Origin of the sequence: Catellatospora aurea (genome assembly GCF_042663325.1) — a bacterium.
GTDB classification, from domain to species: Bacteria; Actinomycetota; Actinomycetes; order Mycobacteriales; family Micromonosporaceae; genus Catellatospora; species Catellatospora aurea.
This window is the reverse complement of sequence record NZ_JBHTAC010000018.1, coordinates 54,876-81,020: the sequence shown is the minus strand read 5'-3', so window position 1 is coordinate 81,020 and position 26,145 is coordinate 54,876. Positions and strand designations below refer to the sequence as shown.

The 26,145-nt window shown below is 72.3% G+C and carries 25 protein-coding genes; 12 read left to right on the top strand and 13 right to left on the bottom strand.

Annotated features, from left to right (window positions below; all coding sequences use genetic code 11):
- Complete coding sequence (locus tag ACFQO7_RS19340; protein ID WP_376807657.1) at positions 1-912, top strand: YegS/Rv2252/BmrU family lipid kinase; 912 nt, start codon at positions 1-3, stop codon at positions 910-912.
- Between the two features lie 86 nt (positions 913-998).
- On the opposite strand, the gene ACFQO7_RS19335 is transcribed toward ACFQO7_RS19340, so the two are convergent.
- From ACFQO7_RS19335 to ACFQO7_RS19325, 3 genes are all read right to left on the bottom strand, one after another.
- Entirely contained in the window at positions 999-2,228 is a 1,230-nt protein-coding gene (locus ACFQO7_RS19335) for a cytochrome P450 (protein ID WP_376807656.1), read from the bottom strand.
- Between the two features lie 71 nt (positions 2,229-2,299).
- Positions 2,300-3,910, bottom strand: a complete 1,611-nt coding sequence (locus ACFQO7_RS19330) for an FAD-dependent oxidoreductase (RefSeq protein ID WP_376807655.1) — start codon at positions 3,908-3,910, stop codon at positions 2,300-2,302.
- Between the two features lie 176 nt (positions 3,911-4,086).
- Entirely contained in the window at positions 4,087-4,839 is a 753-nt protein-coding gene (locus ACFQO7_RS19325; protein WP_376807654.1) for an HAD family hydrolase, read from the bottom strand.
- Positions 4,840-4,893: 54 nt separating this feature from the next.
- Between ACFQO7_RS19325 and ACFQO7_RS19320 the strand changes: the two genes are divergently transcribed.
- The 4 genes from ACFQO7_RS19320 (at position 4,894) to ACFQO7_RS19305 (ending at position 10,172) form a co-directional block, all read left to right on the top strand.
- Positions 4,894-7,671 carry a DEAD/DEAH box helicase gene (locus ACFQO7_RS19320; protein ID WP_376807653.1) on the top strand — a complete coding sequence of 926 codons (2,778 nt, stop codon included), beginning with the start codon at positions 4,894-4,896 and terminating at the stop codon, positions 7,669-7,671.
- Between the two features lie 84 nt (positions 7,672-7,755).
- Complete coding sequence (locus ACFQO7_RS19315) at positions 7,756-8,604, top strand: MHYT domain-containing protein (protein ID WP_376807652.1); 849 nt, start codon at positions 7,756-7,758, stop codon at positions 8,602-8,604.
- Positions 8,605-8,699: 95 nt separating this feature from the next.
- Positions 8,700-9,617 carry a 5'-3' exonuclease gene (locus tag ACFQO7_RS19310; protein WP_376807651.1) on the top strand — a complete coding sequence of 306 codons (918 nt, stop codon included), beginning with the start codon at positions 8,700-8,702 and terminating at the stop codon, positions 9,615-9,617.
- A gap of 63 nt (positions 9,618-9,680) precedes the next feature.
- The gene (locus ACFQO7_RS19305) at positions 9,681-10,172 is read left to right on the top strand and encodes a DUF6328 family protein (RefSeq protein ID WP_361049936.1); all 492 of its coding nucleotides are present in this window, start codon (positions 9,681-9,683) and stop codon (positions 10,170-10,172) included.
- Between the two features lie 111 nt (positions 10,173-10,283).
- Here ACFQO7_RS19305 and ACFQO7_RS19300 read toward each other — a convergent pair whose 3' ends face one another.
- Complete coding sequence (locus tag ACFQO7_RS19300) at positions 10,284-11,180, bottom strand: universal stress protein (RefSeq protein ID WP_376807650.1); 897 nt, start codon at positions 11,178-11,180, stop codon at positions 10,284-10,286.
- Positions 11,181-11,381: 201 nt separating this feature from the next.
- Between ACFQO7_RS19300 and ACFQO7_RS19295 the strand changes: the two genes are divergently transcribed.
- The 4 genes from ACFQO7_RS19295 (at position 11,382) to ACFQO7_RS19280 (ending at position 14,453) form a co-directional block, all read left to right on the top strand.
- Positions 11,382-12,530 carry an acyl-CoA dehydrogenase family protein gene (locus ACFQO7_RS19295; protein WP_376807649.1) on the top strand — a complete coding sequence of 383 codons (1,149 nt, stop codon included), beginning with the start codon at positions 11,382-11,384 and terminating at the stop codon, positions 12,528-12,530.
- A 129-nt stretch (positions 12,531-12,659) separates the two neighbouring features.
- Entirely contained in the window at positions 12,660-13,133 is a 474-nt protein-coding gene (locus ACFQO7_RS19290; protein WP_376807648.1) for a cysteine dioxygenase, read from the top strand.
- Positions 13,130-13,543, top strand: coding sequence for a rhodanese-like domain-containing protein (locus ACFQO7_RS19285; RefSeq protein ID WP_376807647.1), 414 nt, complete (start codon positions 13,130-13,132; stop codon positions 13,541-13,543). The genes ACFQO7_RS19290 and ACFQO7_RS19285 overlap by 4 nt, the downstream gene beginning before the upstream one ends.
- 118 nt (positions 13,544-13,661) lie before the next feature.
- Positions 13,662-14,453, top strand: a complete 792-nt coding sequence (locus ACFQO7_RS19280) for a DUF1684 domain-containing protein (RefSeq protein ID WP_376807646.1) — start codon at positions 13,662-13,664, stop codon at positions 14,451-14,453.
- Between the two features lies 1 nt (position 14,454).
- Here the strand turns inward: ACFQO7_RS19280 and ACFQO7_RS19275 are convergent, their stop codons facing one another.
- The 7 genes from ACFQO7_RS19275 to ACFQO7_RS19245 form a co-directional block, all read right to left on the bottom strand.
- Positions 14,455-14,700 (bottom strand): hypothetical protein, encoded by a 246-nt coding sequence (locus ACFQO7_RS19275; protein ID WP_360536741.1) that lies wholly within the window; start codon positions 14,698-14,700, stop codon positions 14,455-14,457.
- A gap of 166 nt (positions 14,701-14,866) precedes the next feature.
- On the bottom strand, positions 14,867-15,541 hold the full coding sequence (locus tag ACFQO7_RS19270) for an FKBP-type peptidyl-prolyl cis-trans isomerase (RefSeq protein ID WP_376807645.1): 675 nt from the start codon (positions 15,539-15,541) through the stop codon (positions 14,867-14,869).
- A gap of 92 nt (positions 15,542-15,633) precedes the next feature.
- Positions 15,634-16,611: an aldo/keto reductase gene (locus tag ACFQO7_RS19265; protein ID WP_376807644.1), complete on the bottom strand. Its 978-nt coding sequence runs from the start codon at positions 16,609-16,611 to the stop codon at positions 15,634-15,636.
- Between the two features lie 13 nt (positions 16,612-16,624).
- Complete coding sequence (gene aroA / locus ACFQO7_RS19260) at positions 16,625-17,905, bottom strand: 3-phosphoshikimate 1-carboxyvinyltransferase (protein WP_376807643.1); 1,281 nt, start codon at positions 17,903-17,905, stop codon at positions 16,625-16,627.
- Positions 17,906-18,068: 163 nt separating this feature from the next.
- Positions 18,069-19,181: an NAD(P)-dependent oxidoreductase gene (locus ACFQO7_RS19255; RefSeq protein ID WP_376807642.1), complete on the bottom strand. Its 1,113-nt coding sequence runs from the start codon at positions 19,179-19,181 to the stop codon at positions 18,069-18,071.
- Between the two features lie 4 nt (positions 19,182-19,185).
- Positions 19,186-20,334 (bottom strand): serine hydrolase domain-containing protein, encoded by a 1,149-nt coding sequence (locus ACFQO7_RS19250; RefSeq protein WP_376807641.1) that lies wholly within the window; start codon positions 20,332-20,334, stop codon positions 19,186-19,188.
- A 133-nt stretch (positions 20,335-20,467) separates the two neighbouring features.
- Positions 20,468-21,076, bottom strand: a complete 609-nt coding sequence (locus ACFQO7_RS19245; RefSeq protein WP_376807640.1) for a TetR family transcriptional regulator — start codon at positions 21,074-21,076, stop codon at positions 20,468-20,470.
- Between the two features lie 85 nt (positions 21,077-21,161).
- Between ACFQO7_RS19245 and ACFQO7_RS19240 the strand changes: the two genes are divergently transcribed.
- The 3 genes from ACFQO7_RS19240 to ACFQO7_RS19230 all read left to right on the top strand — a co-directional run bounded on the left by ACFQO7_RS19240 (position 21,162) and on the right by ACFQO7_RS19230 (position 24,101).
- Complete coding sequence (locus ACFQO7_RS19240; RefSeq protein WP_376807639.1) at positions 21,162-22,316, top strand: alkane 1-monooxygenase; 1,155 nt, start codon at positions 21,162-21,164, stop codon at positions 22,314-22,316.
- 562 nt (positions 22,317-22,878) lie between these two features.
- Entirely contained in the window at positions 22,879-23,346 is a 468-nt protein-coding gene (locus ACFQO7_RS19235; RefSeq protein ID WP_376807638.1) for an AAA family ATPase, read from the top strand.
- A complete protein-coding gene (locus ACFQO7_RS19230) occupies positions 23,343-24,101 on the top strand; it encodes a tRNA(His) guanylyltransferase Thg1 family protein (RefSeq protein WP_376807637.1) in 759 nt (252 codons plus the stop codon). The genes ACFQO7_RS19235 and ACFQO7_RS19230 overlap by 4 nt, the downstream gene beginning before the upstream one ends.
- Here the strand turns inward: ACFQO7_RS19230 and ACFQO7_RS19225 are convergent.
- Positions 24,098-24,295 (bottom strand): winged helix-turn-helix domain-containing protein, encoded by a 198-nt coding sequence (locus tag ACFQO7_RS19225; RefSeq protein ID WP_376807636.1) that lies wholly within the window; start codon positions 24,293-24,295, stop codon positions 24,098-24,100. The two genes, ACFQO7_RS19230 and ACFQO7_RS19225, sit on opposite strands and share 4 nt — an antisense overlap.
- Before the next feature lie 798 nt (positions 24,296-25,093).
- Entirely contained in the window at positions 25,094-26,098 is a 1,005-nt protein-coding gene (locus tag ACFQO7_RS19220; RefSeq protein ID WP_376807635.1) for a TIGR03842 family LLM class F420-dependent oxidoreductase, read from the bottom strand.
- Between the last annotated feature and the right edge of the window lie 47 nt (positions 26,099-26,145).

The window sequence follows — 26,145 nt, the reverse complement described above, 5'->3', positions numbered from 1 at the left end:
ATGGGCGAGCCGAGCGGCATGAACGAGATCGTGGTGCTGCGGAACCCCGGCGCCGGCAGAGGCCGGCACCGGGGTTCCTTGCCTGGTGTGCTGGAACGCCTCGGCGCGGCCGGGCGACCGGTGCGCGTGCTGGACGCGGCGTCGGCCGCCGAGGCGGAGCAGGCCTGCCGCGACGCCGTCGCCGCGGGCGCGGCCGCGCTGGTCGCGATGGGCGGCGACGGCACCGTGCACGTGGCCCAGCAGGCCGTCGCCGGGACCGCCGTGCCGCTGGGCGTGATCCCCGCCGGCACCGGCAACGACTTCGCCACCAGCGCCGGGCTGCCCGCCGACCTGTACGCGGCCGCCGACGCCATCGCCGCCGCGCTGCGCGAGGGCCGCACCCGGGCGCTGGACCTGGCCCGCATCACCTGCCTCGACGGCTCCGTGCGCTGGTACGGCGCGGTGCTCGCGGCCGGCTTCGACGCCATCGTCAACGAGCGCGGCAACCGGATGCGCTGGCCCCGCGGCCCGCTGCGCTACGACCTCGCCGTGTTCCTGGAACTGGTCCGGCTGCGCCCCCGCCGCTACACCGTCACCGTCGACGGGCAGACCAGCGTGCTGGACGCGGTGCTGCTGGCCGTCGGCAACACCGCGGCGTACGGCGGCGGCATGCGCATCTGCCCCGACGCCGACGCCACCGACGGCCTGCTCGACATGGTCTGGGCCGAGCCGGTCTCCCGGGCCACCCTGGTCCGCATCAAACCCCGCGTCTACCAGGGCACCCACATCACCCACCCGAAGGTGCGCTCGCTGCGCGCCCGCGAGATCACCCTCGCCGCCGAGGGCATCGTCTGCTACGCCGACGGCGAGCGCATCGGCCCGCTGCCCGTCACCGTCACGGCCGTCCCGGCAGCCGTCCACCTGCTGGCCTGACCCGGCAAAACGCCGGCAGAGCGATGGGAAGGGCACCTTCTAGATCGCTCTGCGATAAGAAGGTGCCCTTCCTTCCTTCAGGCCGGTCAGGCGGGCAGGACGCCGTCGTAGGCGATCGGGAGGTGGATCGGGCCGCGCAGGACGGGGCTGGGCCGGTATGGCGGCGGGTCGGCCACCAGGCGCGGGTTCTGCAGGCGCTTGGCGAGCTGGGTCAGGGCGAGCTGGGCTTCGAGCCGGGCCAGCGGCGCGCCGAAGCAGTAGTGCACCCCGTTGCCGAAGCCCAGGTGCACGTTGTCCGGCCGGTCCGGATCGAACCGGTCCGCGTGCGGGATGCAGTCGGTGTCCCGGTTGCCCGACGCGAGGACCAGCACGATCGGGTGTCCCTTGCGGATCGTCGTGCCGCCGATCTCGATGTCGGCGACCGCGGTCCGGTTGGGCAGGAAGTGCACCGAGCCCTCGTACCGCAGCAGCTCCTCGACCATGCGGATCGCGAAATCCGGCTCGGTGCGCAGCCGCTGCAGCGCCTCGGGGTGGCGCTGCAGGGTCAGCCAGCCGTTGGCGATCAGGTTCACCGTGGTCTCGTGACCGGCGATCAGCAGCAGGATCAGCGCCGAGAACAGGTCGCCGCCCTCCAGCCGCCCGTCCGGGCCGTCGTCGGTGACGAAGCCGGACAGCATGTCGTCGCCCGGGTTGTCCCGCTTGCTCTGCGCCAGCTGGAACATGTACATGCCGAGCTGCTGGAACGCGTCGGTGCGCTGCTGGGTGAGTTCGGGCGAGTCCTTGCCGGTGGAGTCGACGATCGGCCCGACCCACTGGCTGAACCGCGGCTCGTCCTCGGGCGGCACCCCGAGCAGCCCCGTGATCGCCGCGACCGGGAACGGGTACGCGACGTCGTCGACGAGGTCGCACTGCTGCCGGTCGGCGAGGCCGTCGATGAGCTTCGTGACGACCTCCTCCAGCAGCGGCGTCAGCTTCTCGATGCGGTCGGGCCGGTGCGGCGGCCCGAACTGGCGCATCGCGATGCGGCGCAGCGTGTCGTGGCGGGGCGGGTCGGTGCGGATGAAGCTCGGCGGCAGGTTGCTGCCGGCCTGGGCCAGCGGTCCGGCCTTGTCGGCGTACTCCGGGAGCAGGTTGGCCGGGTCGGAGCTGATCCGCGGGTCGTGCAGCAGCGAGTAGATCTCGCGGAACGTGCTGACCACGAACGAGCCGTCTGCCTCCTGCCAGACCGGCTGGCTGCGCAGCTTCTCGTAGAGCGGCCACGGATTGGCCCGGTTGTCGAACTCGGTGATCTCCTGGAACAGGCTGGGCTCGGTCATGACGGCTCCTCGCTTGGCTCGTCACCGTCGGGAACGGTGCTCATGATTCGCTCGTTGCGCTCGCTCATGCCTCAGCGCCGCCGGGACGAGCGGACCAGCACGGCGCGTCGCTCGCTGGGGTCGTGGCCGGTGACCACGACGGTCGCGTCGTGGGCGGGGAACACCCGCTCCGGGAACTCCGCCGGCACCGGCGTGCGGTCGGCCGGCGGGTTGGTCATGTCGTACGGCAGCGGGAACGGCGCCGCCTGCTCGATCAGCTGCTGGTAGAAGTCCAGCCACTTGCCCTGGTTCCAGCTCACCGCGCCGACGACGCGGCCCTTGTAGCCGTACGCGGCGACGAACTGCCGGCTCTCCACGGACCCCTGCGTGATCGCGATCTGGTCGGCGATCGGCGGCACGCCCACCGACTTGATGTTGTGGCCGAACTGCAGCGACCAGAACGCGGGCATCTCCAGGTGCGGCCAGCGGTCGGTCTCCCCGCTGATCATGTTGTGTGCGGCGACCTCGGCCTGGGTGACCGCGTTGCCCCAGTGCTCCATCGCCAGGAACTGGTAGCCGAACATCGGCTGCGGCTGGCGGGCCACGTCCCCGGCGACGAAGACGTCGTCGGTGACCAGCCCCGCGGCGGTGAACGCGCGGCAGCCCGCGTCGCAGGCCAGCCCCCATACACCCACGGCCAGTCCGGCGCTCTCCAGCCACTCGACGTTGCGGATGCCGCCCAGGGCGACCACGACGACGTCCACCTCGAGGGTGGTGCCGTCGGACAGGATCGCCCGGCGCACCCTGCCGTCCTCGCCCTGCAGCGAGTTGACCTTCGTGTGGGTACGCAGGTCGACGCCGTGCTCGCGCATGATGCCCGCCGAGATCCGGCCGATCACCCCGCCCAGCGCCCCCGCCAGCGGCGCGGTGCCGGCCTCGGCGACGGTGACCGGGATGCCCAGCTCGACGCAGACCGAGGCCATCTCCGAGCCGGTGAACCCGGAGCCGATGACCAGCACCCGCCTGGGCTTCGCCAGCAGGCGCTCGCGCAGCCCCGCCGCGTCCCCTCGGGTGCGGATGGTGAACACGCCGTTCAGCGCGGCCTCCTCCGGCACCGGCCACGGCCGGGCGCGCACCCCGGTCGCGACGAGCATCCGGTCGAACTCGACCTCCTGCCCGTCGGCCAGCATGACGCGCTTGCGCTCCAGGTCCAGGCCGGTCGCGGCGACCCCGAGCCTCCACTCGGCGTCGATGTCGCGCCGCCGGGGCAGCGTGGTGTCGGCCGAGGTGACGAAGCCGGTCTGCACCTGCTTCGACAGCGGCGGCCGGTCGTACGGCTCCTCCGGCTCGTCGCCGATCACGGTCAGCGAGCCGGTGAAGCCCTCGGCCCGCAGCTGCTCGGCGGCCTTCAGCCCGGCCAGCGACGCCCCGACGATCACGATGCGCCCGTCGCGGCGCAGCCGGTCGCCCTTGGCCGCCACGACCTTCTCCTCGGGCGGCGGATGCGGCAGGTCGGCCACGTCCACCTGCAGCGCCTGCACGGGACACGCGGCCGCCGCCCGCAGCACCTTCACCCGTTGGTCGTCCGACGGAGCGGGATCGAACATGAGCGCCTCGTCGCCGACCATCCGGAACGCCTCCGGGGCCAGAAACGCGCACTGCGCATACCCCTGACACTTGGTCAGATCCACCACCACACGCATGGCCCCATTCTTCGCGCCATGCCACCCCGAATCAGCCCAAATCCGCCAACTCCCGCCACGAGATCCCCACCCCCCTGCCGCAACTCTTGAAGAGTCGCGGACTCCGGTCCCCCCGCAGGCCGCAAGTCTTCAAGAGTTGCGGCAGGGGGTGGGGCCGGCGGGCCGGGCGGTGGCGGTCAGTGGTGGGGGAGGGCGAGGGAGAGGGCGCGGTGGAGGCCGTTGGGGCGGCCGGGGGAGGCGGCGGGCACGACCAGGGCGGCGCAGCCGGCGTTGACCGCGCCCGCGTCGGCGGGGGTGTCGCCGATCATGAGGGTGCGCTCGGGGTCGACCGACAGCATGCCGCAGGCCCGCAGGAAGATCTTGGGGTCGGGTTTGATGCAGCCCACCTCGTACGACATCACCAGCGCGTCGAACAGCGCGGTCAGCCCCCAGGCGTCCAGCAGCGGGCGCAGGTCGAAGCCGATGTTGCTGACCAGCGCGGTGCGCACCCCGGCGGCCCGCAGCGTGGTGAGCGTGTTCGTCACATCGGGGTACAGCGCCCAGCCGGCGGGCGTCAGTATCCGGGCGTAGAGGGCGTCGGCCAGCCCGGGGACGTCGTTGGGCACGGTCGCGGCGAGCCCGGTGTACGCCTCGCGGTGGGCGTGCTCGTAGAGGTCGCGGTCGGCCCACGCCATGGCCAGCTGCGGAGGCACCCGCACCGGCGGCGACACGCCCGGTAGCCCACCGGCCGTGGCCAGGCGGTCGGCGAGCACCGTGGCCTTGCCCCGGTCCAGCGTGACGCCGCAGTCGGCGGCCGCCGCGCTGACCCACGCGACGGGGTCCACGGTCATGGCGAGCGTGCCGTGGAAATCGAAGAGCACGGCATCGAGGGCGCGGTGACCGTCGATCCGTGCCGGATGAGCGTACGGCTGCGGCGGGGACTCGGGCACGTCAGCAGGATACCGACCTGCGCCGACTGGCCTCTTTCGCCTAGCCTTTGCGGTATGACGAGCCCCGCCGAGCGTCGACCCGGAACAGGGTCGGACGCCCGACCAGCCCGACCCTCGACCACCACCGAAGGCCGTAAGACCCCCGTAGCCTCGCCACTGGTCGACGAGTTCGCCGCCGGGCTCAGCTTCGCCCTCGACCCCTTCCAGCGGACCGCCTGCGCGGCCCTGGAGCGCGGCAGCGGCGTGCTGGTGTGCGCGCCCACCGGCGCGGGCAAGACGGTGGTCGGCGAGTTCGCCGTGCACCTGGCGCTGCAGCAGGGCCGCAAGTGCTTCTACACGACGCCGATCAAGGCGCTGTCCAACCAGAAGTTCCACGACCTGGTGCAGCGTTACGGCGCGGACAAGGTCGGCCTGCTGACCGGCGACAACTCCATCAACGGCGACGCGCCGGTGGTCGTGATGACCACCGAGGTGCTGCGCAACATGCTCTACGTCGGCTCGTCCGCGCTGGCCGGACTGTCGTACGTGGTCATGGACGAGGTGCACTACCTGGCCGACCGGTTCCGCGGCGCGGTGTGGGAGGAGGTCATCATCCACCTGCCCGCCTCGGTCACCCTGGTGTCGCTGTCGGCGACCGTGTCCAATGCCGAGGAGTTCGCCGACTGGCTGGTCACCGTACGCGGCAAGACCGAGGTCGTGGTCAGCGAGCACCGGCCGGTGCCGCTGTGGCAGCACATGCTCGTCGGCAAGCGTCTGTTCGACCTGTTCCACGACTCGGAGGCGGCCCGCGCCCACGAGGTGCACCCGGAGCTGCTGCGGCACACCCGGGAGATCGCCCGCCGGATGGACGCGGTCGACCTGCGCCGCGGGCGCGGCGGCCGGGGGCGGCGCGGGCCGGGCCCGAACCGGCCCGAGATCGTCGACAAGCTCGACGGTGAGGGGCTGCTGCCGGCGATCCTGTTCGTGTTCAGCCGGGCCGGCTGCGACGCGGCCGTGCAGCAGTGCCTGCAGTCGGGCCTGCGGCTGACCTCGCCGGAGGAGCGCGCCGAGATCCGTACGGTGGTGGAGCGGCGCATCGCCAACATCCCCGGCGAGGACCTGGCCGCCCTGGGCTACTGGGACTGGCTGGACGGGCTGGAGCGCGGCCTGGCCGCCCACCACGCGGGCATGCTGCCCGCGTTCAAGGAGGTCGTCGAGGAGCTGTTCGTCCGCGGCCTGGTCAAGGCGGTGTTCGCCACGGAGACGCTGGCGCTGGGCATCAACATGCCCGCCCGGTGCGTGGTGCTGGAGCGGCTGGTCAAGTACAACGGCGAGGCCCACGTCGACCTGACGCCGGGGGAGTACACGCAGCTCACCGGCCGGGCCGGGCGGCGCGGCATCGACGTGGAGGGCCACGCGGTCGTGGTCTGGGGGCCGGAGGTCGACCCGCGCCACGTGGCCGGTCTGGCGTCCACCCGGACGTATCCGCTGCGGTCGAGCTTCCGGCCGTCGTACAACATGGCGGTGAACCTGGTCGGCTCGGTCGGCGCGGCGCGTGCCCACGACCTGCTGGAGTCGTCGTTCGCGCAGTTCCAGGCGGACCGCTCGGTGGTCGGCCTGGCCCGCCAGGTGCAGCGCAACAACGAGGTGCTGGCGGTGTACGACACCGAGCTGGCCTGCGAGCACGGCGACTTCGCCGAGTACTTCGCGCTGCGGGTGGCCATCGCCGACCGGGAGAAGCAGCTCACCCGCAACAGCCAGCAGGAGCGCCGGGCGGCCGCGGTCGAGTCGCTGGAGCAGCTCAAGGTCGGCGACGTGATCCGCATCCCGTCGGGCAAGCACTCGGGGCTGGCCATCGTGCTCGACCCGGGCGTGGGCGGCTTCGGCGAGCCGCGCCCGGTGGTGCTGACCGAGGACCGCTGGGCCGGGCGCATCTCGGCCGGCGAGTTCGCCGGGACCGTGGACGTGGTGGGCCGGGTGCGGGTGCCGCGCCACTTCAACCACCGCGCCCCAGCCGAGCGCCGTGACCTGGCCGCGTCGCTGCGCAACCTGGACGTGGCCCGCGGCGCCGGTCGCCGCCGCCGCGGCGGCAACGGCAGCCACGAGGACCGTGAGCTGCTGGCGCTGCGCAAGGCGATGCGGGCGCACCCGTGCCACGCCTGCCCGGAGCGCGAGGACCACGCCCGCTGGGCCGAGCGGCGGCAGCGGCTGTTCAAGGACACCGAGCACCTGCGCGACAAGGTGAACAACCGCACCGGCTCGCTGGCGCGCACCTTCGACCGGATCTGCGAGCTGCTCACCGAGCGCGGCTACCTGGGCCCCGACGGCGAGGTCACCGCGCCCGGCCGGATGCTGGCCCGGATCTGGACCGAGGCCGACCTGCTGGTCGCCGAGTGCCTGCGCACCGGGGTGTGGGAGGGCCTGCAGCCGCACGAGCTGGCCGCCGCGGTCTCCGTGGTGCTGTACGAGGCCCGCCGCGACGTCGACGAGCAGGCGTCGGTGCCGCGCGGCCCCGTCGCGACGGCCGTCGACGCGACGGTGCGCACCTTCTACCAGCTGGGCGTGGACGAGCGCCGGCTCGGCCTGGCCCAGACCAAGGAGCCGGACCTCGGCTTCGTGTGGCCGATGTACCGCTGGGCCAAGGGCGAGCCGCTGGCGAAGGTGCTCGCGAGCGGGCACAGCCTGGAGGGCGACATGCCGGCCGGCGACTTTGTCCGATGGGCGAGACAGGTCATCGATCTTCTCGGACAGATCGCCGACGCCACCGGTGCACCGTCGTCGCTGCGTGAGACCGCGCGGACCGCGATGGACGCGGTCAATAGAGGGGTACTTGCGTACACTGCGGCGGTCTGACCGAGTTGCCAGCGGAAACACTCTTCCGGGATCATGCCAAAAAAGCGAACATCGCTCGCTGTATGAGCCGAAAGGGTCGACCGCATGGCCGACGTGCACCATTTCACTCACGGCCTCGTCACGCCCGGCGTGGCGTACGGGCTGTCCATCCTGGGCTCCTTGCTGGGCCTGCTCTGCACGGCACGCATGCGGACCGCCACCACCGGCAAGCAGCGTTTCTGGTGGATCGTGCTGGCCGCCTGGGCGCTGGGCGGCACCGCGATCTGGGCCATGCACTTCATGGCCATGCTGGGCTTCAGCGTGACCGGGGCGCAGATCCGCTACGACATCCCGCGTACGGCGGTGAGCGCGCTGGTCGCGATCGTCGTCGTCAGCCTGGGGCTGTGGATCGTCGGCTTCGGCCGGCCCAACATGGGCCGCATCGTCGTCGGCGGCATCTTCACCGGCGTCGGTGTGGCGGGCATGCACTACATCGGCATGTTCGCGATGCGGCTGAACGGCACCGTGTCGTACGACACCGGTCTGGTCGCCGCCTCGGTCGTCATCGCGGTGGTGGCCGCGACCGTGGCGCTGTGGTTCACCGTCGTGCTGACCAAGCCGCTGGCCATCGGCGGCGCGGCGCTGCTGATGGGCGTCGCGGTGTGCGGCATGCACTACACCGGCATGGCCGCGATGTCGGTGCAGCTGACCACGCCGACGCTCGGCGGCGCGACGGCCGGCGCGTCCGCGGCGAACCTGCTGGTGCCGATCGGCGTGCTGGTGCTGCTGGTGATCGGCGGTCTGGTCTTCGCGATCGGCGCGGCCCCCACCAAGGAGGACCTGGAGGCCCGCGCATACCTCGACAAGGTGCAGGCCGCCCGCGAGGAGGCCGCGATCGCCGCGCAGCGCGGCACGGTGCGCCGCCCGACCGCGTTCACCCCGCGCGGCAAGTGACCCGCCGCCCCTGATCGCCCCGCCCGTGCCGCTCCGGTGGCACGGGCGGACGCGTCTCGGGGCGGGTGTCCCAGGCCTGTGGCAGGCTGTCAGGCATGACCGCACCCCTGCTCGCCATCGACGCGCCGAGCCTGTACTTCCGCGCCTTCCACGGTGTGCCCGCCAAGGCGGCGATGGCCCCGGACGGCACCCCCGTCAACGCGGTGCGCGGCTTTTTGGACATGGTCACCACGCTGGTGAAGGGCCGCCGGCCGGGCCGGCTGGTGTGCGCGCTGGACTACGACTGGCGGCCGGCGTGGCGGGTGGCGCTGATCGGCACGTACAAGACGCACCGGGTGGCCCCCGAGGGCGGCGAGGAGGTGCCCGACGAGCTGGTGCCGCAGGTCGACCTGCTGCTGGAGGTGCTCGACGCGTTCGGCATCGTGGCGTACGGGGTGGACGGCAACGAGGCCGACGACGTGCTCGGCACGCTCGCGGCGACCCAGGCCGCGCCGGTCGAGGTGGTCTCCGGCGACCGCGATCTGTTCCAGCTGGTCGACGACAAGCGCGGGGTGCGGCTGCTCTACGTCGGCCGCGGCGTGGCCAAGCTGGAGGACTGCGACGAGGCCGCGGTGCTGGCCAAGTACGGCGTCCCGGCGGGCGGCTACGCCGACTTCGCGGCGCTGCGCGGCGACCCGAGCGACGGCCTGCCCGGCGTGGCGGGCGTGGGGGAGAAGACCGCCGCCCGGCTGATCGAGCGCTACGGCAGCCTGGACGCGATCGTCGCGGCGGTGGCCGACCCGGCGTCGGACTTCGCGCCCGGCCTGCGTGCCAAGCTGGAGGCGGCCTCGGCCTACCTGGCCGTGGCGCCGAAGGTGGTGCGGGTGGCCACCGACCTGAAGCTGCCCGAGCACGACCTGACCCTGCCCCGGGTGCCGCGCGATCCGGAGCGGCTGTTCGACCTGGCCGAGCAGTGGAACCTGGCGAGCCCGTGCCGCCGGCTGGTGGACGCCCTGGCGGAGAACGCCGCCTGAGCCCGTCCGAGTCGGCATGATCTCCGCTTCCTCGGGCATACCCTGGGGATGCGGAGGCTGACAGTGACTGACATCGACGGCGACCGGCGGCAGGAGTCGGCGGAGGACCCGGACGAGCGCTGGAATCGCAACTACTCGGAGCTGCTGCAGGAGCTGCGGGTGGCGCAGACCGGCGTGCAGATCTTGTTCGCGTTCCTGCTGACGCTGCCGTTCTCGGTCGGCTTCGGCAAGATCACCGGCACCGAGCGGGTGCTGTACGTCGTCACGTTCATCTGCAGCGCGGTCGCGGCGGCGCTGCTCATCGCCCCGGTCAGCTACCACCGGCTGTCGTTCCGGGAGGGGCGCAAGCCGCAGATCGTGCGCACCGCGCACGTGCTGGCGCAGTTCGGCCTGTTCTTCGAGATGGCCGCGATCGTGCTGTCCATCTACCTGGTCGTCGACGTGGTGGCAGGGGTGCGCTGGGCGGGTTTCCTGGGCGGCGGCATGGCCCTGGTCTACATCCTGCTCTGGTACGTGCTGCCGCTGGCCACCAAGCCGTCGCAGCCGGGCGACTGACCGGCTCGACCCCGGACATACGGGAAGCCCGGCTTATCTCATTTATGAGATCGGTCGGGCTTCACTTCTCACGTTAGGCCGGCATATCCGGCATGTCAATGCTTGGCCCGATTATTTCTTGGCCTCGCCGCGCCGGTGCGCGACGACCACCGGGCACCCGGCGTGGTGGATCAGCGCCTGGCTGACCGAGCCGAGCAGCAGGCCGGTGAACCCGCCCAGGCCCCGGCAGCCGACGACCACCAGCAGCGCGCCCATGGACTGCTCGGTCAGCGCGGCCGCCGCGGACGACTCCATGGTGATCCGCTGCAGGTCGAGGTGCGGGTAGCGGTCGTGCCAGCCCGCCACCGCGGTCTCCAGCACCGACTCCTCCTGGGCGCGCAGCGTGTCGATGTCGTACACGAACGGCATGCCCGCCGCGCCGGTGGTGATCGGCCCCAGCCAGGCGTGCACGGCGGTGATGCCGCAGCCTCGCCGGTCGGCCTCGTCGAAGGCGAACGCCAGCGCGTCGCCCGACTGCGGCGAGCCGTCCACGCCGACCACGATCCGGCCCACCGCGCCCACGCCCGCGCGGTCCGGGGCGGCCGGCGGGCGCACCACCGCGACGGCGCACTTGGCGTGCATCGACACCTGCAGGCTCGTCGAGCCGAGCATCAGGTCGTGGAAGCCGCCGTGGCCCCGGCTGCCGACGACGACCAGGGCCGCCGACTCCGACTCCCGGATCAGGCCGTGCGCGGGGTCGTCACGCAGCACCTCGCTGGTCAGCGTGATGTCCGGCCGCATCGCCCGGACCTCGGCCATCGCGTGCGCGGTCACCGTGTGCCCGGCCGACGAGATCGCCGCCTCCGCCTCGCCGTCGCCGAGCCGCGGCCCCGGGTCCTCGCTCACGTGGACGATCCGCAGGGGCAGCTCGCGCAGCGCGGCCTCGTCGGCCGCCCAGCGCAGCGCCGTCGTGGCGGCCGGTGAGCCGTCCACGCCCACCACCACCGGCCCGGTCAGCCCGACGCTCATGGCCCGCCTCCCTGCTCAGCTCACTTCCACTATGTCCTTTCCCGGCCCGGTCTGAGGGGAAACGGTGCGGTCGGTGGGTGGGCAAGATCGCCGTCTCGGGTCAGAACCTGAGGTCAGGCCACACATTTCGCCCTCAAACGGCGATCTTGCCAACCCCCGACCGACCGGGCGCAATCACTTAATGAACGTTAAGCTGGCGTCATGCCCAGCGTTACCCGACTGCTTCCCACCCCCGAAGCACACGACCTGCTCGAACTCACCCGCGAGATCGCGGACAAGGAGCTCGCGCCGCACGCCGACGACTTCGAGGCGCGCGGGGAGTTCCCCCGCGAGCTGATCCGCACCCTGGGCCGCTCCGGCCTGCTCGGCCTGCCCTACTCCGCCGAGTACGGCGGCGCGGAGCAGCCCTACGAGGTCTACCTGCAGGTGCTGGAGATCCTGGCCAGCCGCTGGGTCGGCATCGCGGAGACGGTCAGCGTGCACACCCTGGCCTGCTACCCGCTCGCCCACCACGGCACCGCGGAGCAGCGCGAGCGCTGGCTGCCCGACATGATCGGCGGCGAGCTGCTCGGCGCGTACTGCCTGTCCGAGCCCGCCGGCGGCTCCGACGCGGCCAACCTGGCGACCAAGGCCACCCGCGACGGCGAGACGTACCGGGTCAGCGGCACCAAGGCGTGGATCACCCACGCGGGCGTGGCCGACTTCTACAACGTCTTCTGCCGCACCGGCGGCCCCGGCCCGAAGGGCATCTCCTGCCTGCTGGCCCCGGCGGACACGCCCGGCCTGAACCCGCAGGCGCGGGAGAAGACCATGGGCCTGCGCTCCTCGCCGGTCGCCCAGATCGCGCTCGACGACGCGGTGGTGCCCGCCGAGCGGTTGATCGGCGGCGAGGGCGAGGGCTTCCGGATCGCGATGGGCGCGCTGGACTCGGGCCGGCTCGGCATCGCGGCCTGCGCGATCGGCCTGGCTCAGGGCGCGCTGGACTACGCGGTGAACTACGCCCGGGAGCGGGTGCAGTTCGGTAAGCCGATCATCGACCTGCAGGGGCTGGGCTTCCTGCTGGCCGACGCGTCGACGCAGATCACCGCGGCGCGGGCGCTGATGCTGCACGCGGCCCGGCTGCGCGACGCGGGGCTGCCGTACTCGATCGAGGCGGCCAAGACCAAGCTGTTCGCCACGGACATGGCCATGCAGGTCGCCACGGACGCGGTGCAGGTGCTCGGCGGGGCGGGCTACGTCGCCGACCACCCGGTCGAGCGCTACTTCCGCGAGGCCAAGGTGCTGCAGATCGTCGAGGGCACCAACCAGATCCAGCGCATGGTGATCGCCCGGTCGCTGGCCAAGGACTGACCCCTTTCCGTCGTACGCCGGTCCGGACCCGTGGCACGCGCCACGATCCGGATCGGCGTTTCCTGTTGTGCCCTGGCGGACCTGGTGATGTAATTCCTATAAAGCCGCTAGGAAAAGCAGGTGATCTGAATGATCGTCACCACCGGGGTCCGGGCCGACCATCTGAATACCGCCCGTCGCCTGGCCGACAACCCCGAGGCCTGGCCCGTCGCGCCCCGGTTCGACCCGGTGCGGCGCTGGTACCACCGCCTGCTCGGCGAGTCCGGGGTGGAGGCGTGGCTGCTCACCTGGCTGCCCGGCCAGGAGACCGACCTGCACGACCACGGCGGCAGCGCGGGGGCGTTCGTGGTCGTCTCCGGCACGTTGACCGAGCGCACCGTGACCGGCGCGGACGGCTCCGCGTGCCTGACCGGCCGGGTGCTGACCGCCGGGGCGGCCCGCCAGTTCGGCGAGCACCACCTGCACCAGATCGCCAACGAGGGCCCCGAACCCGCCGTGAGCGTGCACGTGTACGGCCCCGAGCTGACGACCATGACCCGCTACCGGCTCCAGGCTGGACGGCTGCTGGTGGCCGCTGTCGACCGGGCGGGAGCACAGTGGTGAGCGTGCACACCGATCCCGCCGCCCCCGCCGGCTCGCGCGGGATCGACCAGATCCTCGCCGCGGCGCGCGCCCGCCTGACCCGCCTCGACGCGGCCGAGGCCGCCGCCGCCCAGCGCGACGGGGCGCTGCTGGTGGACATCCGGCCGGCCGCCCAGCGCGCCGCGCACGGCGGCATCCCCGGCGCGCTGATCGTCGAACGCAACGTCCTGGAATGGCGCTTCGACCCGCGCAGTGACGCCAGGCTGCCGCAGGCCGGCCGGTACGACCTGCCGGTGGTGGTCTTCTGCCAGGAGGGCTACACATCCTCGCTGGCCGCCGCCGCGCTGCAGGACCTCGGCCTGCACCGCGCCACCGACCTCGCGGGCGGCTTCGCCGCCTGGCAGACCGCGGGTCTGCCGGTCACCGCCTGACCACGCTGCCGGGTCAGGTCACCGACAGCCACTACGCGTTCACCTCTGCTGATCTTGCACGGGCGCTGCGGTCGTGGCAGGCTGCCGGGAGCCCCGTCGACGAGGAGGAGGGCACGCCATGGCCGTCGACCCCCGGACGCTGGTCGAGGAGTGGGACGCCTGGCGTGCCGCCCGCGAGCAGGAGCTGCGTGCCCCCCACGGGTGGCTGAGCCTCACCGCACTGCACTGGCTACCCGCCGACGAGGTCGCGCTGCCCGACGTGCCGGGGCGGTGGCACGTGCACGCCGACGGCGTGCGGCTGCTGGCCGACGCGGGCGACGGGTTCAGCCATGCGGGTGAACCCGTCGAGGGCGAGCTGATGCTCAGCCCGGCCGAGGGCGGCATCGGCATCACGCTCGACCACGGCGACCGGCTCGTCGAACTCATCCAGCGCGGAGGGGCGTACGCGCTGCGGGTGCGCGACCCCCAGGCGCCCACCCGGACCGGTTTCACCGGCGTGCCGACGTTCGCGCTCGACGCGCGCTGGGTGCTGGACGCGATGTTCGAGCCGTACGACACGCCTCGGTCGGTCACCGTCGGCGCGGTGATCCCCGGGCTGACCCACGACCAGATCGCCCGCGGGGTGCTGCGTTTCGAGATCGACGGGATCGCGCAGGCGCTCACCGCCATGGACGCGGCCGACGGCAGCCTGTCCGTGCTGTTCCGCGACGCGACCAGCGGTGTGACCACGCACGGCGGGGCGCGTTCGCTGACGGTCGCCGAACCCGGCGTGGACGGCGCGGCGGTCGTCGACTTCAACCGCGCGGTCAACATGCCGTGCGCGTTCACCGACTACGGCACGTGCCCGCTGCCGCCGCCGGAGAACCTGCTGGCGGTCGCGGTGGAGGCGGGGGAGCGGACTCCCCGCTGAGTCACCAGTGCTGCCCGCCGTGGCCGGAGGCCAGCGCCTCGGCGTGCGCGCGGCTCTTCTTGAGCTTGCGCGGCACGCGCTCCTTCTTGTGCTTGCCGTCCTGGTGCGTGCTCAACCCGGCCAGGGCCGTGTAACTGTCCTCGGTGGCCTGCATACGGCGGCGCCGGTACGCCATCACGGCGCCGACCCCCGCGGCCGCCGCGGACACCACCCCGGCGGTGATCCAGCTGATCTTGCTCGTTGCCATCGCCCTCTCCTTCGTGCCGCCCGCGGACGTGGTCCGCTGCTCGACCATAGCCCGATGGGAGAGGATATGAGGCGTTTTGCCCATTCAGCTGCACGGGCCCGACGTCCATGACGACCCCGCCCCCGCCTGCCAGGCAGACGGGGGCGGGGTGTCGCGAAGGAGTGGGTCAGGAGGCGGGGGTGGCGGCGAGCACGTCGACGACGAAGCGCAGCGGGCCGGGCACCTGCCCGTTGTCGCCGTACGCCAGTTCCGACGGGATGTCGATCTGCACCCGGCTGCCCACCTTGACCCCGACCATGCCCTGGTCCCAGCCCGGGATGACCTGGCCGACGCCGATCGGCGTGGTGAACGCCTGCCCGCGCTTCCAGGAGGTGTCGAACTCCTCACCGGTCGTGAGGCTCACGCCCACGTAGTTGACGGTGATGGTGTCGCCGGCCTTGACCGCCGGGCCCTTGCCCGCGATCAGCGGGGTGACCTTCAGCTGCTTGAGCGACGCGTTGTCCTTGGTGACGACCGGCTTGGTGCCCAGCGCCGGGTCGGCGCCCGCGGGCAGCGGCGGGAACTTCGCGTCGGGCTGGGGAGCGTTCGGGTCGGCCGCCGAGCCTGCCCCGGCGTCGGCGCTGGCCGACGCGCTGGGCTGCGCGGCGGTGTCCTCACCGCCGCCGTTCTTGAAGACCACGAAGGCAAAAACGATCATCAAGGCGGTGCCGACGAACGTGCCGAGCGTGCCGTACAGGATCTTCCTGCGCTTGGCCGCCTTCGCCGCCGCGATGCGGGCATCACGCCGCTCCGCCTTGGTCGCCCGCCGGGTCTCCGCCCGGTCCTTCACCTGTCCGCTCACGAGTCCTCGAATCTCCGCCGACCGTCATCACATTGTGTGGCACCTGCCACGGCTGGGCACACGCTACCGGTTCCCGCGCCGGTCCGCGCGGGTCACTGCCCGGCGATCCGGTGCGGCTCGTACGGTTTCTCCAGCGCGGCGACCTCGTCCGCGCTCAGGGTGAGCTCCAGCGCGGCCACCGCGTCCTCCAGATGCTGCGGTTTCGTCGCCCCGACGATCGGCGCGACCACGCCCGGCCGGCTCGCCACCCAGGCCAGCGCGACCTGCGCCCGGGGCACCCCGCGCTCGCGGGCGATCCGGCCCACCTCGGCGATGACCGCCTGGTCGGCGGCCTCCGTCGAGGCGTACAGGCCCTCGCCGAAGGCGTCGTCCTTGGTGCGGGCGGTCACCGCGTCGGGCTCGCGGGTGAGCCGGCCGCGGGCCAGCGGGCTCCACGGGATGACGCCGACGCCCTCGTCGAGGCAGAGCGGCAGCATCTCCCGCTCCTCCTCGCGGTAGATCAGGTTGTAGTGGTTCTGCATGGTGACGAAGCGGGTCCAGCCGTGCGCGTCGGCCGTGTGCAGCGCCTTGGCGAACTGCCACGCGTACATCGAGGACGCGCCGAGGTAGCGGGCCTTGCCGGCCTTGACCACGTCGTGCAGCGCCTCCAGGGTCTCCTCCAGCGGCGTGTGCGGGTCGAACCGGTGGATCTGGTACAGGTCGACGTAGTCGGTGCCGAGCCGCCGCAGGCTGTTGTCGATCTCGGTCATGATCGCCTTGCGGGACAGGCCGCGGCCGTTGGGGCCCTCGCGCATCACGCCCCACACCTTCGTGGCGATGACGACTTCGTCGCGGTCGGCGAAGTCGCGCAGCGCCCGGCCGACGATCTCCTCGCTGCTGCCCAGCGAGTACACGTTGGCGGTGTCGAAGAAGTTGACCCCGAGTTCCAGCGCCCGCTTGATGAAGGGCCGGGACTCGTCCTCGGGCAGCGTCCAGGTGTGGCTGCCCAGGCTCGGCTCGCCGTAGCTCATGCAGCCCAGGCTCAGCCGCGACACGTCGAGGCCGGTGCGGCCCAGTTTCACGTACTCCATAGGGCTTGATCCTTCACGCTCGGGCGGTGGCCCGCGACAGGTCGGCGAAGAAATCCGGGTAGGTCTTCGCGACGCACCGCGGGTTGTCGATCTCGATGCCGGGCGAGCGCAGGCTGAGCAGCGACAGGCTCATCGCCATGCGGTGGTCGCCGTACGTGTCGAAACGCGTCGGTGCGGGCCGCCCCGGCCGGACCGTGAAGCCGTCCTCGTGCTCCTCGGCGTCGATGCCCGCCCGGCGCAGCTCGGTGACGACCGCGGCCAGCCGGTCGGTCTCCTTCCGGCGGATGAAGCCGATGCCGCGCACCCGGGTCGGGCCGTCGGCGTGCACCGCGACCGCGGCCAGGGTCTGCGCCGTGTCGGAGATGTCGGCCATGTCGACGTCGACGCCGCGCAGCGGGCCGCCGCCGGTCACGGTGATGCCGTCGGCGCCGCGCGACACCCGCGCGCCCATGCGCTCCAGCACGTCGGCGAAGCGCACGTCGCCCTGCAGGCTGCCCGTGCCCAACCCGGCCACGGTGATGCGCCCGCCGGTGATCGCCGCCGCGGCCAGGAAGTACGACGCCGCGCTCGCGTCGGGCTCGATCGCGTACTCGGTCGCGCGGTAGCGGCCCGGGGCGACGCCGAGCCCGTCGGCCGGCACGCCGAACGCGGCCATCACCGCGGCGGTCATCGTCACGTACGGCACCGAGACCAGCGCCGAGGTCAGCTCCACGGTCAGCCCGTCGCGCATCAGCGGCCCGGCCATCAGCAGCCCGGACAGGAACTGGCTGGACAGGTGCCCCGGCAGCGAGACCCGGCCGCCGTGCACCGGGCCGGTCACGGCCAGCGGCAGGCGGCCCGCCTCGGCGGGCTCCTCGACCCGCGCGCCGAGCGTGCGCAGCGCCTCGACCTGCGGGCCGAACGGGCGGGCGCGCAGCTGGGCGTCGCCGTCGAGCACCCCGCGGGCCGGCCGCAGCGCCAGCGCGGGCAGCAGGAACCGGGCGGTGGTGCCGGACTGGTTGGCGAACACCGACACCGGCCCGGCCGCCGCGCGCGGGTCGGTGCCGCGCACCGTGACCGTGGCGGCGGCCTCGTCGACCGTCACCTGCGCGCCCAGCGCGGTGATCGCCCCGAGCATGGCCCGCGTGTCATCGGCGAACAGCACCCCCGTCAGCGTGCTCGTCCCCTCGGCGAGCGCCGCGCACAGCAGCGCCCGGTTGGTGATGCTCTTGGATCCCGGCAGCTGCACGGTGGTGTCCGGCGGCTGCTCCACCGGCGACAGCGCGATCACGGACGGCAGCGAGTTCTCAGACACGGCCGCCAGTATGCGCCGCCGATCACCCCCACAACGCCCCATGACCACGCTCTGAGATCACCCCGCCGAGATCGCGACGATCTTGCGCGAACTGTTGCCCGTATGCCGCTTTCGAGTGTGTCATCCCCGCAGTCCACGCAAGATCGCCGCGGCTTGGGAGTGGTCAGGGGGTGGCGGGGCGCCAGGCGGTGGTGGGGAGGGGGTGCAGGCCGGGTGGGTAGGTGGAGCCTTCGTCGGTGGTCCAGCCGAGGGAGGCGATCATCAGGGCCGCGGTGGTGTCGAAGACGTTGAGGCTGTCGCCGTCGCCGGCGACGAGGTTGGCGATGCGGCCGCCCGCGAAGAGGAAGAGTTCGCGGTCCCCGTAGCGGTGGGCGGTGAGGTGGGGGATGACGGGGCGGCCGGGGCCCAGGGCGGTGACGTCGATCTCGTTGTCGGTGTGGCCCGCGTTGAGCAGGATGCAGCCGTCCTTGGCCTGGCCGAGGAGCTGGGCGGGGATCGAGTCGGGGCGGCCGGTGGCGGTGACGACGACGTCGGCGGCGGCGATCAGTTCTTCGGCCGTGCCGACGCGGTAGCCCTCGTAGGAGGCCACGGCGCGGCGGGAGGGGTCGGGTTCGGCGACGAGGAGCTGGGCGCCGTAGGCGCGGGCCGCACGGGCCAGGCCCGCGCCGACCTCGCCGTAGCCGACCACCAGGACCGACTTGGCGTGCAGGGTGAGGTTGGTGCGGGCGGTCAGGGTGGCCCAGGTGCTGGTGCCGACGGCGAAGCGGTTGTGCAGGAGCGTCTTGAGCGGCACCGCGTCCAGGTCGAACACCGGATGGCGCACCTCGACCCGGAACAGCCGGTCGATGCCGGTGCGGGTGACCTCGACGCCGGCCCGCAGCCCGGGATAGCCGGCCCGGGCGGCCGCGGTCATCACCACCGCGCCCATCTCCAGCGCGTGCGTCGGAGCCCACTCCACGCACGCCGCGGCCGCCTGCGCCTCGTCCGCGAACCGGGTGAACGCCGTCTCCACGCCTTCGGCATGCAGCCAGCCGACGACGTCCCACTGCGTGGTGTGCGGGTTGGCCGGCACGACCGCCACCTGCGCCCCCGCGCGGGCGAACGCCTCGATCGCCAGCAGCATCTTCAGATCCAGATGCGCGGTGCAGGCCAGCCGCACCCCGTGCATCGGCGGCAGCTGCGCCGCGACGCGCGCGGTCAGCGTCATGTTGCGGCGGGCCCAGGCGATGCGCTCGTCGAGCGCGATCGCCTGCCACGCGGTGGGCGCCGGGGACACCGGGTCACCGGTCCGGGTAGAGGATCTTCGCGAGCTCGCCGAACAGCGGGGTCGCGTGGTCGGTGTCCAGGGACGACCGGTTCACCTCGACCACGATGACCGCTCCGGTGCCGGGCAGGTAGAACATCGCGGTGTTGTAGCCGATGATCGTGCCGTTGTGGCCGAGCCAGCCGCCCCAGTCGGCGATGCCCAGCCCGTACGACACCTGAGCGCCCTGGGTCAGCGGCACCGTCTGCAGCCGCTCGCGCTGCAGGCGTTCGCTGATCAGTGCGCCGTTGGCCAGTTCGGCGGCCCAGATCCGCAGGTCGTGCAGGTTGGACACCATCGCACCGGCGGCCCCCGCGTAGCCGGGGTTGGACTCGGTGACGTCGCGCGTCGCCGCGCCGTCGCCCGGGTCGGGCGTCTCGTCGTAGCCGCGCGCGTACGGCGGTTCCAGGGCGGACGTGGCCGGGTAGCTCGTCGAGTCCAGCCCGAGCTTGTCGATGATCTCCTCGGTGATCAGGTCGCCGACCGCCCGTCCGGTGACCCGCTCGACGACGGTCTCCAGCAGGATGTAGTTGGTGTTGGAGTAGTGGAAGCCCTGTCCCGGTGGGAAGTACGGCTCGTGGTTGCGGGCGATGTCGAGGGCGTCGCGCGGGCCGAAGGAGCCGGCCGGATCAGCCTGATAGCGCTTCTCGAACTCCGGGTCCTCGGTGTAGTCGTACACGCCCGAGGTCATGTTCAGCAGCTGGCGGATCGTGATCGCGTTGCCGTCGGGCCAGTCGACGTACCGGCTCAGCGGCTCGTCCAGGCCGATCAGTCCCTGGTCGACCAGGCGCAGCACGGCGGTGCCGGTGAACGTCTTGGTGATGCTGCCGATCCGGAACCGGTCGGCGGCGTTCATCACCCGGCCGGTCTCCTGATCGGACACGCCGACCACGCAGATCCAGGTGCCGCGGCCGGGCACGAACACCCCGGCGGTGATCCCGGGCGCCTGCGCCTCGGCGAGGGTCTTGGCGACGGCGGCGTGCATCCGCTCGCGTTCGTCGCCGGAGAAGCCGAAGGCCGCCTGCGGGCAGCCGTCCGGGGCCGCCGCGCGGGCCGGGAACAGCCCGATGGTCAGGGTCAGCACGGCCGCGACGGCCAACGCCGCCACCATGTGCCAGGTCTTCACACCCGTTCCCCCGTCCTGTTCGGGGCGTAGCCCGTCCGGGGCACAGCTGTCGGGCTCAGTTTACCGGCGACGTATCCCTAACATGGACAAAACGCCAAGGCGTGTACCCGACTCGGCCGCCGAGGGGTGCTGGTCAGCGCTCGGCACCGCGCCGCGTCGCGTCGAGCAGCAGCACGACGAGCCCGGCCAGCGCGTCCGCGGTGTGCGCGGCCGGGCGCAGCGGCAGCACGATGTGGCTCACCACGAGGCGGATCACGGTCTCGGCGGCGAACGCGAGCTCCTCGGGCTCGACGTCGGGCGCGAACGCCGCGGCCCACTCCAGCAGCGGCACCGCCGCGGCCGCCAGGACCACGTCGGACCGTGTCGTCAGGTATGGCAGCAACGGGTCCGCGCCGCCGCGGGAGCTGGTCAGGATGACGCGGACCAGCGGGTTCGCCGCGGCCTCGTCGAGTGCGAAGCGCACCGCCGCGGCGACCCCGGCCCGCACGTGCGACCCGTGGGAGAACAGGATCGCGCGCACGCCGGCGATGAACTGCTCGATCTCGGCGTCGGCCATGGCGTCGGCGAGCCCGGCCCGGCCGCCGTACTCGTTGTAGACGGTCTGCCTGCTCACCCCGGCCCGCTCGGCGACGCCCGCCATGCGCACCTCGGCCCAGCCGCGGGTGATGGTCAGCTCGCGGGCGGCGGCGACGATCGCGGCCCGGGTGGCGGCACGGTCGGGCCGCACGATCGGGAGCATCATCCCATGACTTTACAAAATACTCGTGATTGTCGACGGTCGATGAGCATGGGACTCTCGGCGTACACCCCTCATCGCGGAGGCGACCATGAGCGATCCGACCTGGCGCGACCCCCGCCGCCTGCTGTGGCCGGCGGCCCTGCTCGTGCCCACACTGCCCTTCCAGGGCCTGGCCCTCGCGAGCGGCGGCCACGCCTGGGGCTGGTGGCTCACCCCCGCCGTCGTGTTCGGACTGATCCCGCTGGTCGACCTGCTCGTCGGCGACGATCGCGCGAACCCGCCCGAGGAGGCCACGGCCGCGCTGCAGCGCTCGCGCTACTACCGCGTGCTCACCTACCTCTACCTGCCCCTGCAGTACGCGGCGCTGGTCGCCTGCTGCGCGGTGTGGGCGCGCGGCGGGCTGAGCCCGTTCGCCGCGGTCGGGGTGGTGCTCAGCATCGGGATCGTGAACGGCATCGCCATCAACACCGCGCACGAGCTCGGCCACAAGCGCGAGCGCCTGGAACGGTGGCTGTCGAAGATCGCGCTGGCGCCGACCGGGTACGGGCACTTCTACGTCGAGCACAACCGGGGCCACCACGTGCGGGTGGCCACCCCGCAGGACCCGGCCAGCGCCCGGCTGGGGGAGGGCTTCTGGGCCTTCCTGCCGCGTACGGTGCTGGGCAGCCTGCGTTCGGCCTGGCGGCTGGAGACCGCGCGCTTCCGGCTGCGCGGGCGTTCCCCGTGGACCTGGCGCAACGACGTGCTCAACGCGTGGGTCATGACGGTGGCGCTGTTCGCCGCGCTGACCGCCTGGTTCGGGCCGGTCGTGCTGCCGCTGCTGGCCGCGCAGGCGGTGGTCGGGTTCGCGCTGCTGGAGGTGGTGAACTACCTGGAGCACTACGGGCTGGCCCGGCAGCAGCTCGCCACCGGCCGCTACGACAAGGTCGATCCGCGGCACAGCTGGAACAGCGACCGCATCGTCACCAACGTCTTCCTGTTCCAGTTGCAGCGGCACAGCGACCACCACGCCAACCCGCTGCGCCGCTACCAGGTGCTGCGCACCTTCGACAGCTCACCGCAGCTGCCCGCCGGGTACGCGACGATGATCGTGGCGGCGCTGCTGCCGCCGCTGTGGCGGCACGTCATGGACCGGCGCGTGCTCGCCCACTACGACCAGGATCTGAGCGCCGCGAACGTGCACCCGCCGGCGCTGGCCCGGCTGCGCGCCCGGTATCCGCTGGTCGCGCCGCCGGCGGGGTGACCGCTCGTCCGCGAGGCGTACGGCGACGCCACCGGCCACATCTTCCTGGTGTCGGCGGCGATCGGGGTGGTCGGCGTGCTGGCCGCGCTCGCCCTGCCGAAGATCACCCTGCGGTCCAGCGTCGACCTGCCGGCTCCCTCACCCGAGCCTGAGCCGGCCAGGGTCTGACATCCCGGACGGCCGAGGAGGAACGGATATGCCCTGCGGTGCGCTGCTGGCCGGGGTGCTCGCCGGGCTGTCCTCGGCCGTCCTGGCCAGGTGTCGCAGGCGGCGACGGCCGGCGCCGCCGCCGCCCCGTGCGGCCAGGGCCGCGTGCGTGCCGGGCCGGGGTCCTGCCGGGCGTACGCCCCGGCGTCGGGCGCGAACGGCCCGCGCCGCGCGGCGACCCCGCAACCGCAACGCCGCCGACGCCCGCTGAGCACAGGCCGGCGGGGACGTCGATACCCAGGTGGCGGGGTTGGTGGGCGATCGGGCACACTCTCGCGGGTGAACGCCACCCCTGCCTGGGCTTACGCGGATGTGCGCCGGCGTGTCCGGCCCGAGCCGGATGCGGAGCGCTGAGATGCCGGTCGAGCTGGCGGTGTTGATCGGGTTGCAGGCGTCGGGCAAGAGCACGTTCTGCCGGACGGTGCTCGCCGACGGGCGTGCGGTGGTGAGCAAGGACGACTTCCGCAACGCCCGCAACCGGCAGCGACGTCAGCTGCGGCTGGTCGGCGAGGCGCTGGCCGCCGGGCGCAGCGTCGTCGTCGACAACACGAATCCGTCCCCGGAGCAGTGGCAACCGCTGATCGAGGCCGCCCGGGAGCACGGCGCGAGCGTCGTCGGCTACTGGTTCCCGCCGGACCCGGCGGGGTCGGCGGCGCGCAACGCCGTCCGCGACGACCGCACCCGGGTGCCGGCTGCCGGGTTGCGGGCCGTGCTCCGTGAGCTGCGGCGGCCGAGCCGGGCGGACGGGTTCGACCGGCTGTATGCGGTGAGTTTCGACGGGGCGGGCGGGTTCCGTGTCGAGGTGCTGGAAGAGGAGCGGTGACCGTGGACGCGGACGAGTTCGAGGCCGGGCAGCGGGCGCGGGAGTACTTCCACGGGCTGACCCTGCTGCCCGGCGCGTGGACGGTGCTGCGGCTGGACGGCCGGGGTTTCTCGCGGTTCACCGAGCAGCACTTCGACAAGCCGTTCGACGAGCGCTTCGGCGAGCACATGGTGACCACGGCGACGGCGCTGCTGAACGAGCTGGGGGCGCGGTACGCGTACACCGAGAGCGACGAGATCTCCCTGCTGCTGCCACCCGGCTTCGACCTGTTCGGGCGCGGCGTGGAGAAGCTCGTCTCGATCTCGGCGGGTATCGCCAGCGCGACGTTCACGCACGCCGCGGGCGTGCCGGCGCATTTCGACTCGCGGGTCTGGCTCGGCGTCTCGGTCGCCGATGTGGCCGACTACTTCTCGTGGCGGCAGTCCGACGCGGCCCGGTGCGCGCTCAACGGCTGGTGCTACTGGACGCTGCGCAAGACCGGGCTGAGCCGCTCGCAGGCCACACGCGCCCTCGACGGCGCGACGACCTCGGGCAAGAACGAGCTGCTGTACCAGCACGGGATCAACTTCAACGAGCTGCCCGCCTGGCAGCGCCGGGGGATCGGGCTGTGGTGGGAGGCGTTCGAGCTGGCCGGGCACGACCCCGTCCGCGGCGTCGACGTCACCGCCACCCGCCGCCGGGTCCACGTGGAGCGCGAGCTGCCCATGAAGGACGCGTACCGTGCCCTGATCCTGCGGGTGGCCGACGCCTCCTAGTCCTCGGGCACGAACACACCCCGGCCCGGCACTCCGATGACCAGCCCCTGCAGCCGGAGCACGCCGATGGCGCGCGTGATGGTGGAGAAGTGGACTGAGTACAGCGTCGCCAGTTCGTTGTAGGACGGCAGTTGCTGGCCTGGCTGGTACTCGCCGGACTTGATGCGAGCAGCGAGGTCTTCCGCGATCTTCATATAGCTCATGGGCAACGGCATGGCGACACTCCCGGGTTGGCACCCCGATTGGATCACGATCACCTACTCCACCACCACCAGATGATGGACCTACTCCATTAGGTGGAGTAGGCTTTGCCATGCGTCCGGGTTGGCACTTGGACGTGCGTGGGCGGGTCGGCTCGCACCCTGGCCCGCCCACCTTGAGCACACTTCTGACCAGGAGGTTGGCTGAATGGCCATCGACGAACGAGGAGGACTCCGTGTGGTCCTACATCGAACCGATCAGCGACGAGCGTGCGGAGTTTCTCCGTCGTGAACTCCACCGCCATCGCGACGCGGATCGTTCCGGGCTGTGCCGTATCTGTCGGCAACCGAACTGCCTCGGTGCGCGGCAGGCTCGGGCGGAACTACGTATGGCAGGTCGGTACGAGTAAGGGACGTCGTTCTCGGGTCCCCATATACCTCCCATAGCTCCTGTCCGTCGCGGCAGGTGGGGTGGCGAGCGCGTCGCCCATGGCTCGCAACCGCGGAAGGTCGCGCTCGCCACCGACAACAACCCCTCGTGGCGATCTGCTTCGCGGCCTCCGACGCGTATGCAGTTTCGGGGAAAGTCCATGGTTGATCCCTGAATGTCCAGCAGCGTCGCGTCGCCCTCGGCGTCGAACCTGCGGAACGTGCCCGACGAGCGGGCGAACCCATGCGCACGCAGCAGCGGACCAAGCTGCAACTTGATCATGTTGAGGTATCCCTGGCGGACCGGTCGTTGCACCAGGCGACGCTACCGGCCAGGTCTGACCCCCACGCTTTCGACGCGACTCAGCCGAGAGCCCTGATCGCCGGGATGACGGTTTCGCCGTACGCGGCCAGGGTGTGGTCCATGTCGTCGTGCTGGAGGTAGACGGCGAACTGGTCCACGCCCAGCTCCTTGAGCCGGGTGAGCTTGTCGATGTGGGCCTGCGCGGGGCCGAGCACGCAGAACCGGTCCACGATGTCGTCGGTGACGAACGCGGTGTGCGCGTTGTCGGCGCGGCCGTGCTCGGCGTAGTCGTAGCCCTGCCGGCCCTTGATGTACTCGGCGAGCGCGTGCGGGACCGCGCCGTGGTCGCCGTACCGGGCGACGATGTCGGCGATGTGGTTGCCGACCATGCCGCCGAACCAGCGCACCTGGTCGCGCTGGTGGACCAGGTCGTCGCCGACGTACGCGGGCGCGGCGACGCAGATCTTGACCGTGGACGGGTCGCGCCCGGCCTGCTCGGCGGCCCGGCGCACGTGCTTGATCATCCACTCGGTGATGTCGAGGTCGGCCAGCTGCAGGATGAAGCCGTCGCCGACCTCGCCGGTCACCTTGATGGCCTTGGGGCCGTACGCGGCGACCCACACCTCCAGCGCCGACTCCTTGACCCACGGCAGCCGCATCTCGATGCCGCGGTGCGTCGCCTCGCGCCCGTTGGCCAGGGCGCGGATCACGCCGACGGCTTCGCGCAGGTGCGCGATGTCGACCGGGGGCAGGCCGAGGGTGCGCCGGGCGGAGTCGCCGCGGCCGATGCCGCAGACGGTGCGGTTGCCGTACATCTCGTTGAGGGTGGCGAAGGTGCTGGCGGTGACGGTGACGTCGCGGGTGCCCGGGTTGGTGACCATCGGCCCGACGACGACCTTCTCGGTGGCGGCGAGGATCGCGCTGTGGATGACGTAGGGCTCCTGCCAGAGCAGGTGTGAGTCGAACGACCATACGTGGCTGAACCCGGCGGCCTCGGCACGCTGCGACAGCTCCACGACCCGCCGTGCGGGCGGGTCCAGCTGGAACACGACCCCGATGTCCACTGTGCGTTCCCTTCGAGCTGACGTCTTGGCTGCTGGCCGGGGGTGGT